Origin of the sequence: Streptomyces longisporus (assembly GCF_039532765.1) — a bacterium.
GTDB lineage: Bacteria > Actinomycetota > Actinomycetes > Streptomycetales > Streptomycetaceae > Streptomyces > Streptomyces longisporus.
Genome location: NZ_BAAASG010000002.1, coordinates 692,364 through 707,809, shown reverse-complemented (window position 1 = coordinate 707,809; position 15,446 = coordinate 692,364). Strand labels below are relative to the sequence as shown.

The following is a 15,446-nucleotide window of genomic DNA, read 5'->3' as shown; positions in this document are numbered from 1 at the left end:
TGTGCGCCTAGTGCCGGTGGTCTCCGATCCTGACGGTGCCGGTGGTCCTCGTACCGTCCTGGTTGTCGTAGACGACGTCGCCGGTGGACTTCCTCCAGATCCTGATGCGGTACGTGTCAGGGCCGTCGGTGGCGGTGATGCGGAACGCGTAGCCGCCGTGGCCGTCGACCGAGCCGGAGCCCTGGTAGACGGCCCGGGAGCCGGCGATCACCAGCCAGTCGGAGCCGGTGGAGCGGAAGGTGAGCTTGGCGGCGCCGAAGACGAAGACGGCCTCCCCGGTGGGGGTGGTGGCCCCCTTCCGGTACCGGACGCCGAAGGTGAACGCCGCCTTGCCGGTCAGTCCCGGCTTGGCCGGGAAGGCCCCGGCCGGTGACGTGATCGTGCCGGCGCCGAACGCCGGACCGGCGCCGCGGTCGTAGACGATCACCTCGGGGAGCGTCGTGCCGGCCGTGCCCCCGTCGTCGTCGGAGACGGTGATCACCGGGCGGTGGATGCCCGCCGTGGCGTAGAGGTGCTCGGCGCGGCAGGTGCCACCGGAGGCGGTGATCCGGCCCGATGTCGGTCTGGTGCCGTCCTTCCAGTCAATGGTGCAGGTGTGGCTGTCGGACGTGCCCGGATCGGTGAAGGAAGCGGTGACAACCACCGCTTTCCCGACCGGAGTCGGGGTCGCCGGGCCTGTCGCGGAGGTGATCGACGGGGCGGCGTTGGAGACCGTGACCGTGGTGGTGTCGGTGCTGCGGCCGCCGGTCAGGGTGAGCTTGAAGGTGCCGTTGTCGGTGCAGGTGACGGTGGTGCGGGCCGAGCCCGGGTCCGCGATCGTGCAGGGTGCGCCGGTCTCCACCGTCCACTTGGGCGTGCCCGCACCGGAGATGGTGCCGGCGAGCGGGATGGCGTCGCCCTCGGTCCCGGTGGCACCCGGGCCCGCGTGGACGATGGTCACGGGGTCGATGCTGGTGAGCGTCGGGACGACCTTCTTGATGAGTCCGTCGGAGTCGAACTCCATCTTGTCGATGGTGGTTTCACGGTGGGTGCCGTCTCCGCCGGGGATGGCGAAGCGGTGGTAGGCGATGTACCAGTCGTCGGTGTTCGGGACGTGTACGACGCTGTGGTGGCCGGTGCCCTTGATGCCCTGGGAGAGGTCCTTGGAGAGGATCACGCCCCGCTTGGTCCAGGGACCGGTGGGGGAAGGACCGGTGGCGTAGGCGACGCGGTAGTTCTCGTCCCGGGTGTCGTTCTCCGACCACATGAAGTAGTAGGTGCCCTTGCGCTTGATGACGAAGGAGCCCTCGTTGTAGCCGCTCGGGGTGATGTCCTTGACCTTCGAGGTGTCGATGGAGGTCATGTCGGCACCCAGCGGGACGACGTACGCATGGCCGTTGCCGAAGTACAGATACGACTGGCCGTCGTCGTCGGTGAAGACCGCGGGGTCGATCATCTGTCCGCTGAAGTCGCCCGCCTTCAGCAGCGGCTTGCCCAGCGCGTCCTTGAACGGGCCCGTCGGCGAGTCGGCGACCGCGACGCCGATGTTCGCGTCGGCGCAGAAATAGAAGTAGTACTTCCCGTCCTTCTCGGCGATGGTCGGCGCCCAGGCCCTGCTGTCCGCCCAGGAGATGTCCGGGCCGAGGTCGAGGATGACGCCGTGGTCCTTCCAGTGGACCAGGTCGGTCGAGGAGTACGCCTTGAACTGCGTACCGCTCCAGCCGTCGAAGCCGTCGGTCGTCGGATAGATGTAGAACGTGTCGCCGAAGCGGACGATGTTCGGGTCGGCGTTCAGGCCCGGCAGCACCGGGCTTTTCATCACGACTGCTGAGACCGTCCAGTTGCGCTTCTTGCCGTCGGAGCCCGTCACCTCGTACGTCACCGGCTTGCTGAAGTCCTGGACGCTGCCGGAGGCGGGGCTGATGGCCGCGCCGTGGGCCAGGGTGAACTCCGGTGCCAGGGAAGTGAGGTCGGTGCCTTCCTTCATCGGCAGCGTGATCCTGCTGTCCGCGTTGTCGACGATGGCGTCGACCTTCAGGTCGGGGTGCGTGGCCTTCGCGATGCCCGCCGTGTTGCCGCTGAGCTCCATGACCTCCGCGGCCGACAGGGCCCGGTCGTAGATGCGGAAGTCGTCGACCTCGCCGCCGAAGTACGGGTCGGCCGAGTACAGGGAGCGGCCGATGTAGCCGCTGTAGTCCTTGTTCGCGTCGTACAGCTCCGACGGCTTGATGGTGGTCGTCGTGCGGGCCGCCTCGATGCCGTCGACGTAGAGGACCATCGCGCCGGTCGAGCCGTCGAGGGTGACGGTGACGTGCCGCCACTCGCCTGGCGTGAGCTGCGAGCCGGCCGTCAGCTTCGACTCCGCCGACCAACTGGCCTTGGTGATCGCCGAGTAGAGGCTGGAGCCGCCGTTGGAGGGGGTGGCGAAGAGGTACTTGTCGCTGTCGGGCCCGAGCCCGAACAGCCACTGGAAGCTGCTGCCGCCCTTCCACTTGGCGTATGTGGACACGGTCACGCTGTCGGCGTTCTTCAGCACCCCGTTCGGGATCTTCACATACGGCGAACTCGACGCGTCCCCGGACATCTTGAAGGAGCCGCCCGTCACGCCCGTGCCGAAGTCGGGCGTGCGGACATAGGTGCCGTGGTAGCCGTGTCCGCTGGAGTCGTGGGCGATGTTGCCGCCCGTCTCGTCGAAGTCGTAGTGCAGGAGCAGGTCGGCCGGGACGTCGGCACCCTCCTGCGACACCGTGACCTCGGCCTGGACGGGGAGGGAGGTGCCGTCCGGCAGGCTGCCGGTCACGGTGAAGGTCCCGGGGTTCGCATAGGCCGAGGCCGGGACGTCGTCCCAGGTCACGGCGACGGGCCGGTCGACGCCGTCGGCGTACTTCGCGATCACGGTGGCGGGCAGGACCGGCGCCTGACCGGTCTTCGTCTTCACCTTGACGCCCTCGACGCTCTCCACCAGCTGGTCGGGCTGGTAGGCGCGCAGCAGGCGGTCGTACTCGGCCTGGGTGACCGGCAGGACGGTGCCGTGGCGCGGCTTGGCCGGGAGGTCGTAGCCGGTGGACGGGGTCCAGTTGCCGGAGGCCAGGTCCGTCGTCTCGAACGGGATGTAGCCGCGGCCGCCGAACTCGTCGAGGAAGGCGTACCACTTGTCCTCGGTGTTCGACTTGAACACCAGCGGCCCCTCGGCCGCGCTCATCGTGCCCTTGCCGATGCCCTCGGCGACCGGGTCCCAGGAGCCCAGGATCGAGTCGCTCTTCTCCTCGAAGATGAACTTGCTGTTGGGGGTGGAGGAGGTGTTGTTCCGCTCGTCCTTGGACAGGCGGTAGTACGTCCCGTCGTGCTGGATCATCGTGGAGTCGATGACCGAGTAGCCGCGGTCGATCCACACCTTGGGCTCGCTGAAGGTGTAGAAGTCACGGGTGGTGGCGTACATCATGCGGTTGTACGTGTCGCCGCTGTGCCCGGCGTTGTCGTACAGCTTCGACGCCCAGAAGACCACGTACTCGCCGCGTTTCGCGTCGTAGAAGGCCTCCGGCGCCCAGGTGTTGCCCGCGCTGTCGGGGGAGATCTTCACCAGCCGCTGGTTCGTCCAGTGCACCAGGTCGGTGGACTCCCAGATCATGATGGACTTGCTGCCGGTGCGCTGGGCGGCGTCCCAGTCGCCGTTGCCGTAGATCCTGAGGTCGGTGGCGATCTGGTAGAACTTGTCGCCCTCGGGGGAGCGGATGATGAACGGGTCTCGCAGCCCCTTCTCGCCGAGCGTGGAGGTGAGGACGGGCTTGCCGTCGTTCAACTCCCGCCAGTGCAGCGGGTCGTTGCCCTTGCTGAGGGCGTTGTAGATCTGCTCGCCGTCCGCGGTGCCCTCGCCGGTGAAGTAGCTGAACATGTAGCCCTTGAGGGCTGCCTTGGCGGGCAGTTCGGGCAGATGTGCGGTGAAGGTGCGGGTGGCGGTCGCCTCGCCCTTGGTGACGGTGGCGGTCAGCTCGACGGTGGTGGCGCCGTCGCCGTGCGCGGGGCGGTGGACCACACCGTCGGCGGAGACGACGTCCGGGTTCGCGGAGGACCAGGCGACCTGGGTGGCGTACGAACCGCTGGTCGGGAGGGTGAGGTTGCCGCGTACGTCGTCGAGGTTGTGGACGGTCAGGGCGTCGGCGGCCTGCCGGGTGGCGGTGGCGTCGTCGAAGTCGGGCAGGACCGTCACCTCGAAGGTGCGGGTGTCGGTGACCGTGCCCTTCTTCAGGGTCGCCGTCAGCGTGGCGTGGCCGTCCGGTGCACCGGCGGCGGGGCGGGTCACCTTGCCGGAGTCCGAGACGAGGGCGGTGTTGTCGCTGGTCCAGCTGATCGTGGAACCGCCCGCCGTACCGGTCTTCGGCAGGTCCAGGTCGGCGGTGACGGCGCTGGTGTCACCGAGGCTCAGGGCCGCCTTGTCGTCGGCGACGCCCTGTGTGTCGACGGGAAGGGCGAGTTGCTCGACCTCCGAGCCGGCCAGTGCGCGGTCGTAGACGCGGAAGTCGCGGATACGGCCCTTGAAGAGCCTGTCGCCGGAGTACACGGACTTGCCTATGTAGTTGGCGGTGGTGGTGCCGGAGCCGATCGCGCCGGGGGTGATCGTCACCGACGTGTTGCGGCCCACCTCGACGCCGTCCTCGTAGAGCACGCCGGTGGTGCCGGTCTGGGTGTAGGCGAGGTGCTTCCAGACCGCGCGGGTGAGGTTGTGGGAGTCGGACGGCTTCGTGGTCTGTTCCGTCGACCAGTTGCCGGTCGCCACCGAGGTGCGCAGGGAGTTGCCGGTCGTGAACAGATAGCCGTTGCCGTTGCCGCCGCTGGAGTTGCCGAAGCCGTAGAGGAAGTACGGCGTGCTCTGCGCGGAGTCGAGGAGCACGTCCAGGGAGACGGTGATCGAGTCCATGCCCTTCATGACGTCGTCCGGCACCTTGATGTAGGTGTCGGATCCGTTGAAGGCGAGTCCCTGGCCGGACGCCGACCAGTCGGCGGTGCCGCTCACCGTGCCGTCGCGGCCGTTGCCGGAGGCGTCGCTCACGGTGGTCCCGGATCCGCCGTCGAGTTTGTACCAGAGGGCGAGACCGTCGTTGAGGCCGGAGGCCCCGGCCGTCGGCGCCGCCTGTGCGGGGAGGGCGGGACCTGCGAGGGTCAGGAGCAGCGCGGCGGCGGTCAGTCCGGCGAGCCGGCCCGCCAAGCGTCTCGCGCGGCCGTGAAGTCGTGCGCTGTGCGTCATGTCGGGATTCCCTGCTGAGACATGGCTGATGAGGGGGGAAAGGCTGAATGCGGGCAAGCGGGAGCGGGCCGACAGCGCATGCGCCGAGGGCCTGGTGTTACGTGGAGGTGACGTCGTGTTGCGAGAGTTTCAATCGGCGTCCTGTGGAGCGTCAAGAGGTTTCGAACGATGTGCGACAGGTCGAACGAAAGGAGTCGGGATGAGTACGGCGACCGTCGTCGGCGCCGGGCCCAACGGTCTGGCCGCCGCCGTCGCCCTGGCCCGGGCGGGCCTGCGGGTCACGGTGCTGGAGGCGGCCGACACGATCGGCGGCGGCACCCGCTCCGGCGAGGCGATCGTGCCGGGACTGCTGCACGATTTCTGCTCCGCCATCCACCCCATGGCCGTCGGCTCGTCGTTCCTGAACTCGCTGGGCCTGGACCGGTACGGGCTGCGGTGGGCGTGGCCGGAGATCGACTGCGTGCATCCGCTCGACGGCGGCACGGCCGGGGTGCTGCACCGCTCGGTGACCGCGACGGCCGCCGGTCTCGGCGCCGACGGCCGGACCTGGCGGCGGCTGTTCGAGGGCCCGGCGGCGGCGTACGACACCTTCGGCGACGACATCATGGGCCCGCTGCTGCGCCCGCCCCGGCACCCGCTGCGCCTCGCCCGCTTCGGTGTTCCCGCGCTCGCCCCCGCCTCCCTGCTCGCGAAGGCGTTCAGCACCGAGGAGGCCAGGGGCCTGTGGGGCGGGGTCGCCGCGCACGCCTTCCACCCTCTGGAGCGGCCGTTGACCGCGAGCATCGGGCTGGGCATCGTCACCGCGGGCCACTGCTACGGCTGGGCCGTGGCCGAGGGAGGCTCACGGCGCATCACCGACGCGATGGCGGCGCTGCTGCGGGAACTCGGCGGGACGATCGAGACCGGGGTACCCGTGCGGTCGCTCGCCCAACTCCCGTATGCAGACGTGACCTTGTGGGACGTGGCACCCACCGCCCTGGCCGACATCCTCGGCGATCTGCTGCCGCCCCGGACCGCCCGCGCCTACCGGCGCTACCGCTACGGCCCGGGCGCGTTCAAGGTCGATTTCGCGGTGGAGGGCGGGGTCCCCTGGCGCGCCGAGGCCGCACGGCGGGCCGGCACGGTGCACCTCGGCGGCACCTACGCCGAGATCGCGGCCGCGGAGCGGGACGTCCATGCCGGGCGGATGCCGCGGCGGCCGTTCGTCCTGGTCGGGCAGCAGTACCTGGCCGACCCGGCACGCTCGGCCGGCGACATCCACCCCGTCTGGTCGTACGCCCACGTCCCGAACGGCTACACCGGCGACGCCACCGCGGCGATCACCGCCCAGATCGAACGGTTCGCGCCCGGCTTCCGGGACCGCGTCATCGGCACCGCGGTGCGCACCACGCCCGGCTTCGCCGCATACAACCCCAACTACGTGGGCGGCAACATCATGACCGGCGCCACGGACATCCCCCAGCTCCTCCTCGGAACGCACCTCACCCTGCAGCCCTACGACACCGGAGTCCCCGGCCACTACGTGTGCTCCGCGGCCACCCCGCCCGGCGCCGGCGCCCACGGAATGTGCGGAGCCCACGCCGCGGCACGGGCACTGCGGCGGCTGCGCACGTGACGCTGGGGCCGTGAGGGATCAGCGCCCGTCCCGGGCCGCTCGTACCAGGGCGTCGAAGAGGCCCTGCTGGGCGGTGTCCTCGTGGGCGGTGTCCTCCGGGTGCCATTGAACGGCTGTGAACCACCCGCGGGCGTCGGGGAGTTCGAGTCCCTCCACCGTGCCGTCCGCGGCGCGGGCAGTGACGGTGAGCTCCCTGCCGGGGCGGTCCACCCGCTGGTGGTGATAGCAGGACGCCTCCACCTTCTGCACGTTCGTGGCCTGCTCCAGCAGGGTGCCGGCCAGGACCGCCACCGGGTGCACGAGGTGCCGGTGCGCGCGTTCCGGACCGCCCATGTCCTGGTGCAGGGTGCCGCCGAGGGCGACGTTGACGACCTGCAGGCCACGGCAGATCGCCAGTAGCGGGACTCCCAAGTGCAGGGTCGTACGGGCGAGTTCGAGGTCGAAGGCGTCCTGGAGGTCGTCCACGTCGTACACGGTGGAGTGGGTGTCGGTGGCACCGTAGCGGTGCGGGGCCAGGTCGCCGCCTCCGGGCAGCAGGACGCCGTCGAAGGGGGCGAGCCGGGAGGCGACCTCGCAGTCCGCCGGATGGATGCTCACCGGTTCGCCGCCGGCCCGCCACACCGCCTCGATCAGCGCGCGGGCGTTGACCTCGGCGGCGTACCGCAGGGCGGAGGTGGTGGCGGAGAAGCGCGCGGGAATCGCTATCAAGGGGCGCGTCACAGCTGGATCCAGACCGTCTTGAGCTCGGTGTACTTCTCGATGGCGTGCACGGACTTGTCACGCCCGTTGCCCGACTGCTTCACGCCGCCGAAGGGCACGGTCAGGTCGCCCTCCTCGTAGCAGTTCACCCAGACCGTGCCGGCCTTGAGCGCCCGGGAGACCTTGTGGGCGGTCGACAGGTCGGAGGTCCACAGGCCGGCGGCGAGGCCGTACTCGGTGGCGTTGGCGAGTCGTACCGCCTCGTCCAGGTCGTCGAAGGTCAGGACGGACAGGACAGGCCCGAAGATCTCCTCGCGGGCCAGCCGCATGCCGGGGGTGACCTGCTCGAAGACGGTCGGCTCCAGGTAGCTGCCGCCGGTTGCCGTGAGGGTGCGGGAGCCGCCCGTGAGCAGCCGCGCGCCTTCCTCGCGGCCGGTGGCGATGTGGTCGAGGACGCGGTCCAGATGGGCTTCGCCGACCAGGGCGCCCATCTCGGTCGCCGGGTCCAGTGGATCACCGACCCGCAGCTCGCGGGCCCGGGCCACGATCGCCTCGGTGACGCGTTCGGCGACGGAGGAGTGCACCAGCAGCCGGGAGGGTGCGGTGCACATCTCGCCCTGGTTGAAGAAGATGCCCCAGGCGGCGGTGGCGGCGGCCTTCTCCAGGTCGGGGGCGTCCGGGAGGATGATGTTCGGTGACTTGCCGCCCAGTTCCAGCCAGACGCGCTTGAGGTTGGAGTCGGCCGCGTAGTGCAGGAAGTGGCGGCCCACCGCGGTGGATCCGGTGAACGCCAGGACGTCCACATCGGGATGCAGGCCGATCGCCCGGCCGGCCACCGGCCCGTCGCCGGTCACGACGTTGAGGACGCCCGGCGGCAGCCCGGCCTCGGTGGCGAGCCGCCCCAGCAGAAGGGCGGACAGGGGGGAGTTCTCGGAGGGCTTCAGGACGACCGTGCAGCCCGCGGCCAACGCCGGGGCGATCTTCCAACTCGCGAGTGTCAAGGGGAAGTTCCACGGTACGACGGCGCCCACGACACCGGCAGGTTCCCGGGTGATCAGGGCGAGGGCGTCCGGGGCGGTGTGCGGGGACTCGTCGGTGAGTTTGTCCGCCAGCTGCCCGTACCAGCGGAAGGTGTTGATGGCGGCACGCAGTTCGATGTCGTGCGCGTCCGTGATCGGCTTGCCCATCTCCAGGCTGATGGTCAGCGCGAGCTTGTCCCGCTGCTCTTCGAGCAGTTCGGCGATACGCAGCAGGATCCGGCCGCGGTCGGCGGGCGCGAGGCGCGGCCACGGGCCGGAGTCGAAGGCCCGGCGTGCGGCGGCCACGGCCAGGTCGACCTCGGCGGGGCGGGCGTCGGCGATCTCGGCGAGGACCTGTCCGTCGCGCGGCGAGACGACCGCGAATGCGGGGCCGGCGCCCGGTTCGTCAGCACCGTCGATGTGGTGAAGGGTGGGCAGTTCCAGATCCTTGGCGCGACGCAGCAGGTCGTCGTGGGCGAGGGGCGGCATCAGCTGTCCGCTCCCTGGTCCTGGCGGCTTCCGGAGGGTTCGGACCGCTGCCGGTTCCGGGTCAGCCGCGCCGCGGCCAGTCCCAGGACCAGCACCGCCGGGACGGAGAGCTGGAGCCAGACAGCGGTGGCCTGGTCGCCGCCGATGAGCGTGGTGAAGTTCTCGATGATCAGCCAGATCCCGCCGGCGATGCCGAGCGCTCCCACGACCGGTGCGACCAGGGTGTTCCAGGTCCGAGTGTCGGCCCGGGTACGGCGGAAGAAGACGACCACGGAGACCGAGGTCAGGAAGTACAGGAGCATGATCCCCAGGACGGCGACGCCGCTGAACCAGGAGAAGAGCGTCAGCACCGGGTCCTTGCCCAGCAGCGCGAACGGCATGACCAGGGCCACCGCGATCACCGTCTGGACGATCCCGGCCGCCCAGGGGGAGTGGCGCCGGTTCAGCGCGGTCAGCCGGTGCGGCAGCAGCCCTTCACGGCCCAGGGAGAACAGGTAGCGGTTGGCGGAGTTGTGGAACGCCAGGATGCCGGCGAACAGCGAGGTGGCCAGCAGGACGGGCAGCACATCGCCGGTCCACCCGCCGAACTGGGCAGCGATGGGTGCGAAGACGAAGGACGTGGCGTCGCCCGACGCCAGCGCCTTGCCGGCCTCCGCGGTCGCCCTGGACGCGCTGTGCGCGGAGATCAGCATCCACGAGGTGAAGGCGAAGAAGCAGGTGATCACCGCGACCGCCAGATAGGTGGCGCGCGGGACCGTCTTGCGGGGCTCCCGGGCCTCCTCGCCGTAGATGGCGGTGGCTTCGAAGCCGATCATCGACGCCACGGCGAACATCAGGGCGACGCCGGGGGCGCCCTGGAGCGCGGCGTGGGGGGAGAAGCTGTCGCCGAAGGCGAGGCCCTCGGGGCCGCCGCCCTTGAAGAAGGTCACCAGAGCGAAGACAGTCAGGATGCTGAACTCGGCCAGCACGAACACGGCCAGTACCTTGGCGCCCATCTCGATCCCGGCGGCACCGAGGACCTGGACGACCGCCATGGTGACCAGCGTGCAGACCCACCAGGCGACGTGTACGTCCGCGTAGTGCTGGATGAGTCCGCTCACCGTCGCGCCGTACAGCCCGTACATGGCCGCCTGGACGGCGCAGTAGGCGAGCAGGGCGACCCCGGCGCTGCCGGAGCCGGTCGAGCGGCCCAGGCCCTTGCCGATGTACATGTAGAAGGCGCCGGCGTCCACGACGTGGCGGCCCATGGCGACGAAGCCGATGGAGAACAGCAGGACCACGAGCCCGGCCGCGAGGTAGGCGGCGGGGGTGCCGGCGCCGTTGCCGATCGCGACGGCGATCGGAACCGCTCCGGCGATGCCGGTCAGCGGTGCCTGGGCGGAAAGGACGAAGAAGAGGATGCCCAGGACACCGAGGGAATCGGGCTTGAGCCTGCCGGTCATGGATGCATCTTGCGCGCTGTGCGGGGAGACCGCCGTCTGACTGTCCACTCGGATCACCTGTCGGGGGACGGGGAGGGATGGTGGTTCGTTTAGGGTCAAACGAGTTGCTTCATGGTGGGCTGGAACTATCCGTTTGGCAAGGGGGTCGGCCCAGTTTTCTGCCCCACCGCAAAAGGCCCCGGGAAACCCCCCGGGGCCTGGAAAAAGTGCAGCTCAGGAGCTGGCGTCGAGGAGTCTCAGCAGGGCGCGCAGCTGCTCCAGGGCGGCGTCCGTGACCTCCGGCTCGCCGAAGACGAGCTGGTGCAGCACCAGGCCGTCGAGCGCCGCGAAGACCAACCGGGTCATCGCCTGGTCCGCGCCGGCCGGCAGCATACGGTTCAGCTCGCGCCGGGTGGCCTCGAAGTACTCGTCGTAGAGCGCGCGCAGCTGTGGCAGCAGCTCCGGCCTGCGGCGCGCCTCCAGCAGCAGCTCGTACTGGAAGGCCTGGATGCCGGGATCCGCCGTGACCATGTCGGAGAGCCCGGTCGAGAAGTCCGCGACCTTGCCGGTGCCCGGTTCGAGGGCGCTGGTGCTCAGCGAGGTGCGGATCGTGTGGGCGAGCGCCTCCTCGATCAGCGCGTCACGCGAACCGAAGTGGTGCACGACGAGTCCGTGGGTGACCCCGGCCTCCTCGGCGACTGCCCGGTAGGTGAGCTTGCGCAGTCCGCCCCGGGCCACCACGCGCACGGCCGCGTTCAGCAGGGCCTCGCGCCCCTCGCCGTACTGCAGGCGCTTGCGTGACGGTCGGCCCTTCGGGGCGTCTGCGGACTCGCTCATGGCGGTGACCCTACCCGCAGCTGCTGAGCGGCCCTTTCGGCGTCAGCGCCGGGGCGGCCGGATGCCGCGGAACTCCCAGTCGCCGCCGAGCGCGGTGGACAGCACCTCCTCCGATTCGGTGGGCTGAGCGCCGACGTCGGAGCGGATCGGGGTCGGGCCGGTGACGATGTGGTTGGTGAGGCGGCCCAGGCCCTCGACCTCGACCTCGACCACGTCACCGGGCTGTACGGGGCGGGAGTTGGCCGGGGTGCCGGACAGCAGCACATCCCCCGGATACAGGGTGATGGTGCGGGCGATGTCGGCGACGAGATAGTGCATGTCCCACTTCATCTCGTCGGTCGAACCGTCCTGGACCACCTCGCCGTTGACGTACGTCCGCAGGGTCTTGCCGTGGAAGTCCCAGTCGGTGACCAGGCCGGGGCCGAGCGGGCAGAGGGTGTCGGAGCCCTTGACGCGGAGCATGGAACCGGCATCGGTGTCACGGAAGTCGTGCAGGCCGTAGTCGTTGGCGATCGTGTACCCGGCGATGTACTCGCCCGCCTCGGCCGGGGAGATGTTCCGGGCGGTCCTGCCGATGACGATGGCGACCTCGCCCTCGTAGTTGAGCCACTTGCAGCCCTCGGGGCGGACGATGGCGCCCTGGTGGGAGTTGAGCGCCGAGGTCGGCTTGTGGAAGTAGGTGGGCGTGTCGGGCAGGTCGATCCGGAACTCGTCCACGCGGCTGCGGTGGTTGAGGTGGACGGCGATCACCTTCGACGGCACGGCCGGCGGCAGGTGCTGCGCCTGTTCGGTCTTGACGCGGCGGCCGTCCCCGGCGACGAGTTCGTCCCCGTCGACGGTGACCTGGACGGCGGCGCCGTCGAGGAGGATGCGGCGGTATTCGGGCATGGCGGCCTTCCTAAGGGCGACGGTGCGGGTGGTGGGGCGCGGCGGGCACGGGTGCTCCCGTGCCGGTCCAGCCGTCGGCCGGGCGGTCGAACCACAGATGGACCTGGCCGGTGCCGACGGCGTTCTCGTACTCGCCGTACTGGCGGGCCCTGGCGGTGCAGGCCCGCTCGCCGAGGGCGCCCGCCATCATCAGGTAGTGGAAGAACTTCGCCTCCGGCTTGAACTTCCAGAACTCGTCCATGGTGTCGAGGACCTTGTCGTGCCGACCCTCCTTGAACCAGCCGATGCGCTCGAGGTCGGCGGCGCGGGCCTCCGGCGTGAAGATGTGCGAGGGATCGCTGGCCTCGTGGTCGCGGATCTCGCGCAGCGGCCAGAACGTGTGCGACAGCGCGCCGGAGGCGATCAGCAGGACGCGCCGGCCGGGCGTGGCGGCGATGCCGTCCGCGAGGGCGCGGCCGAGCCGCAGGTGGTCCTCCATGTCGCCGGTCTGGCACACCCCGATGGTCACCCACCGCTTGTCCGGCAGCCCTTCGCCGAGGAACTTCCAGAGGTTGATGGTGGCGTAGTAGATCGGCAGGTAGTCGTCCTCGATCGCGGTGATCCAGGTGCCGTGCTTGTCGGCGAACTTCTCGATGTTGCGGGCGAGTTCGGGATCTCCTGGAAAGTCGTACGGCATCCGGCACATGCCGCGCGGCAGCTCCTCGGAGGTGAACAGCCCTGCCCGGCGGGTCTGCGCGGTGACGACGAACTCGACCGTGGTCGCCCAGTGGGAGTCGAGGACGACGACGGTGTCGTACTCGTTGGCGGCATCGCGCTCGAAGACGTCCCTGCGCAGCTCCCGCAGACCGGTGACGAGGGTGATCTCCTTGCCCTCGTTGAGCTCCAGCCGGTCGGCCTCGGGGAGCACGATGGTGGGCACGTGGGCGAGCAGCCCGGCCCCGACGATCTCACCCATGGTGGTGCTCCCATCCCTTCGGGGCGGTCACGGTGTTCTTCAGGTCGCAGTAGAAGTCGAAGCTCCAGGTGCCGCCCTCGCGGCCGACGCCGGAGAGCCGGGAGCCGCCGAAGGGGGCCTGCAGATCGCGTACGAAGAAGCAGTTCACCCACACCGTGCCCGCTACGAGCCGGGCGGTGACGCGGTCGGCGCGCTCGCGCGAACCGGTGGCCACGGTGGCGGCCAGTCCGAAGCGGGTGTCGTTGGCCAGCCGGATGGCCTCGTCCTCGTCGGTGAAGGTCTGCAGCGTCAGGACCGGGCCGAAGACCTCCTCCTGGACGATCTCGCTGTCCTGTCGGACATCGGTGAGCAGGGTCGGTGCGTAGTACTGGCCGTCCCCCCGGTGGCCGCCGACGAGCGCGCGGGCTCCGGATGCAAGCGCCCGCTGCACGAATCCGTCGATCTTCTCCAGCTGCCGGGAGTGGATGGTGGGCCCGATGTCGGTGGCCTCGTCGCGAGGGTCGCCCTGCTTCAGCGCAGTCGCCTTGTCGACAAAGCGGCGGGTGAACTCCTCGGCCACCGACTCCTCGACGAGCAGGCGCGTCGCGGCCAGGCACACCTGCCCGGCGTTGTCGTACTGCTCCACCGCCAGGTCGACGGCGAGGTCGAGATCGGCGTCGGCGAACACCAACAGCGGGGATTTGCCGCCCAGTTCGAGGCTGAGCGGAGTGAGGTTGGCCGCCGCGGACTCCGCGATCCGCCGGGCGGTGGGAACGGATCCGGTGAAGCTGATCCGGCGCACATCCGGGTTCGAGGTGAGAGCGTCGCCGATCTCCGCGCCGTAGCCCTGCACGACGTTCAGGACACCCGCCGGCAGGCCCGCCTCGGCCGCGATGTCGGCCAGCAGGGAGGCGGTCAGCGGAGACCACTCGGCGGGCTTCAGCACGACGGTGTTGCCCGCGGCCAGCGCGGGCGCCACCTTCCAGGTCGCCAGCATCAGCGGGGCGTTCCACGGGGTGATCAGGACGCTCGGACCCGCCGGGTCCCAGCTGACGTGGTTCGTGTGGCCGCGTGTCTCGAAGTCCTCGTGGTCGAGCTTCAGCAGCCAGTCGGCGAAGAAGCGGAAGTTGTGTGCCACGCGGGGCATCACGCCTCGGCGGTGCGAGCGCAGCAGGGCGCCGTTGTCGGTGGTCTCGACGATGGCGAGCTCTTCGAGCCGCTTCTCCACACCGTCGGCGACGGCATGCAGAATGCGGGCCCGTGGGGCGCGGGGGGTGGCGGCCCAGGCAGGGAAGGCGGCCTTGGCGGCGGCGACCGCGGCGGCGGCCTCCGTCGCCGTACCGCGGGCGATCTCCCCGATCGTGCTGCCGTCGATCGGGGAGACATCGGTGAAGGTGTCGGCGGAGGCGACGCGCTCGCCGCCGATCCAGTGCCGGGTGTCGACGGCGACCCCGGCGACGGTGATGCGGTGCTCGGTCATGTCCGGTCTCCAAGTCCCTTGAGGCGTACGGTGGTCACTCGGCTCCGGACGTGCCGGACTCCAGCAGTCGCCCGCCGTCCCAGACGACGCCGACCTGGCGGTAGTAGGCGGCGATCGGCTCGTGGATCTCCAGGCGGGCCAGCTCCTCGGTGGGTGCCTCGAACAGTTCGAGATCGGCGTCCCCGACCCAGGGCTGCCCGGCCTCGAAGGCCGCGGCCCCCGTCTCGATCAGCTCGTCCAGGGCCAGGCCCTTGCCCTTCTCGACGGACGGCAGCCAGCGGTGGTGCGCCATGGGGTGGCCGTTGACGAACCCGTTCGTCGCCGACGGCTCCCGCAGCGTCACCACGGCCTGGGCCAGCCGACGGTCGGCCGCCGCAAGGGTCGCCCCGAACCGTGCGCCCGCCTCGATGCGCGGTGCGGGACCGTAGGGGTGCGGGCGGGTCTGGTGGATCGAGCCGAGTTTCTTGGGGTAGCCCTGGTGCAGGCCGCGGGCGATCGCGAAGTCCTTGTCGACCCAGATGTACACGCAGCGTGAGTACGTCTGCCCGCGGTACGTGCAGCGGACGACCGCGAAGGCCTCCTTGTACTGGGAGAGCACCGGGTCGAGCAGCTCCGCGCCCGACGCCGAGCAGGACTGCCAGTCGGCCCAGATCAACGCGACCGCGCCCGGGTCCTCGTCCGCCAGCTCCAGTGGCTCGGGCAGCAGTTCGCGGACCCGTGCGGGGTCGGTGCGGTACTCGACGGTGAGCAGGTCACCGGAGTAGCGCCAGGGCGGGGAGGGGATCAGCGACGAGGTGCCCGTCGCCGTCTTGGGGTGGAAGTAACCACGGACAGTGGTCATGG

General features: G+C 70.2%; 10 protein-coding genes. 1 reads left to right on the top strand and 9 read right to left on the bottom strand.

Features of this window, described 5'->3' with window-relative positions:
* Positions 1–7: 7 nt before the first annotated feature.
* On the bottom strand, positions 8–5,221 hold the full coding sequence (locus ABD355_RS04780; RefSeq protein ID WP_344398766.1) for a family 43 glycosylhydrolase: 5,214 nt from the start codon (positions 5,219–5,221) through the stop codon (positions 8–10).
* Between the two features lie 199 nt (positions 5,222–5,420).
* Here ABD355_RS04780 and ABD355_RS04775 point away from each other — a divergent pair, with 199 nt between their 5' ends.
* Positions 5,421–6,836 (top strand): phytoene desaturase family protein, encoded by a 1,416-nt coding sequence (locus ABD355_RS04775; RefSeq protein WP_344398765.1) that lies wholly within the window; start codon positions 5,421–5,423, stop codon positions 6,834–6,836.
* 18 nt (positions 6,837–6,854) lie between these two features.
* Here ABD355_RS04775 and ABD355_RS04770 read toward each other — a convergent pair whose 3' ends face one another.
* The 8 genes from ABD355_RS04770 to ABD355_RS04735 form a co-directional block, all read right to left on the bottom strand.
* The gene (locus ABD355_RS04770) at positions 6,855–7,556 is read right to left on the bottom strand and encodes a gamma-glutamyl-gamma-aminobutyrate hydrolase family protein (RefSeq protein WP_344398764.1); all 702 of its coding nucleotides are present in this window, start codon (positions 7,554–7,556) and stop codon (positions 6,855–6,857) included.
* The gene (locus ABD355_RS04765; protein WP_344398763.1) at positions 7,553–9,043 is read right to left on the bottom strand and encodes an aldehyde dehydrogenase; all 1,491 of its coding nucleotides are present in this window, start codon (positions 9,041–9,043) and stop codon (positions 7,553–7,555) included. Before ABD355_RS04765 ends, ABD355_RS04770 begins: the two co-directional genes overlap by 4 nt.
* Complete coding sequence (locus ABD355_RS04760; RefSeq protein WP_344398762.1) at positions 9,043–10,533, bottom strand: APC family permease; 1,491 nt, start codon at positions 10,531–10,533, stop codon at positions 9,043–9,045. The genes ABD355_RS04765 and ABD355_RS04760 overlap by 1 nt, the downstream gene beginning before the upstream one ends.
* Positions 10,534–10,698: 165 nt before the next feature.
* Positions 10,699–11,301, bottom strand: a complete 603-nt coding sequence (locus ABD355_RS04755; protein WP_344398761.1) for a TetR/AcrR family transcriptional regulator — start codon at positions 11,299–11,301, stop codon at positions 10,699–10,701.
* 42 nt (positions 11,302–11,343) lie between these two features.
* Complete coding sequence (locus ABD355_RS04750) at positions 11,344–12,189, bottom strand: fumarylacetoacetate hydrolase family protein (RefSeq protein WP_344398760.1); 846 nt, start codon at positions 12,187–12,189, stop codon at positions 11,344–11,346.
* Positions 12,190–12,199: 10 nt separating this feature from the next.
* Positions 12,200–13,144, bottom strand: coding sequence for a 3,4-dihydroxyphenylacetate 2,3-dioxygenase (locus ABD355_RS04745; RefSeq protein WP_344398759.1), 945 nt, complete (start codon positions 13,142–13,144; stop codon positions 12,200–12,202).
* Positions 13,137–14,603: an aldehyde dehydrogenase gene (locus ABD355_RS04740; RefSeq protein WP_344398758.1), complete on the bottom strand. Its 1,467-nt coding sequence runs from the start codon at positions 14,601–14,603 to the stop codon at positions 13,137–13,139. Before ABD355_RS04740 ends, ABD355_RS04745 begins: the two co-directional genes overlap by 8 nt.
* A 34-nt stretch (positions 14,604–14,637) precedes the next feature.
* Positions 14,638–15,444, bottom strand: a complete 807-nt coding sequence (locus ABD355_RS04735) for an acetoacetate decarboxylase family protein (protein ID WP_344398757.1) — start codon at positions 15,442–15,444, stop codon at positions 14,638–14,640.
* Positions 15,445–15,446: the final 2 nt, after the last annotated feature.

Excerpts from the sequence above, each read along its gene's own strand:
- ABD355_RS04780 (WP_344398766.1), bottom strand. The coding sequence starts at position 5,221 with ATGACGCACAGCGCACGACTTCACGGCCGCGCGAGACGCTTGGCGGGC.
- ABD355_RS04775 (WP_344398765.1), top strand. The coding sequence starts at position 5,421 with ATGAGTACGGCGACCGTCGTCGGCGCCGGGCCCAACGGTCTGGCCGCC.
- ABD355_RS04765 (WP_344398763.1), bottom strand. The coding sequence starts at position 9,043 with ATGCCGCCCCTCGCCCACGACGACCTGCTGCGTCGCGCCAAGGATCTG.
- ABD355_RS04755 (WP_344398761.1), bottom strand. The coding sequence starts at position 11,301 with ATGAGCGAGTCCGCAGACGCCCCGAAGGGCCGACCGTCACGCAAGCGC.
- ABD355_RS04750 (WP_344398760.1), bottom strand. The coding sequence starts at position 12,189 with ATGCCCGAATACCGCCGCATCCTCCTCGACGGCGCCGCCGTCCAGGTC.
- ABD355_RS04745 (WP_344398759.1), bottom strand. The coding sequence starts at position 13,144 with ATGGGTGAGATCGTCGGGGCCGGGCTGCTCGCCCACGTGCCCACCATC.
- ABD355_RS04740 (WP_344398758.1), bottom strand. The coding sequence starts at position 14,603 with ATGACCGAGCACCGCATCACCGTCGCCGGGGTCGCCGTCGACACCCGG.
- ABD355_RS04735 (WP_344398757.1), bottom strand. The coding sequence starts at position 15,444 with ATGACCACTGTCCGTGGTTACTTCCACCCCAAGACGGCGACGGGCACC.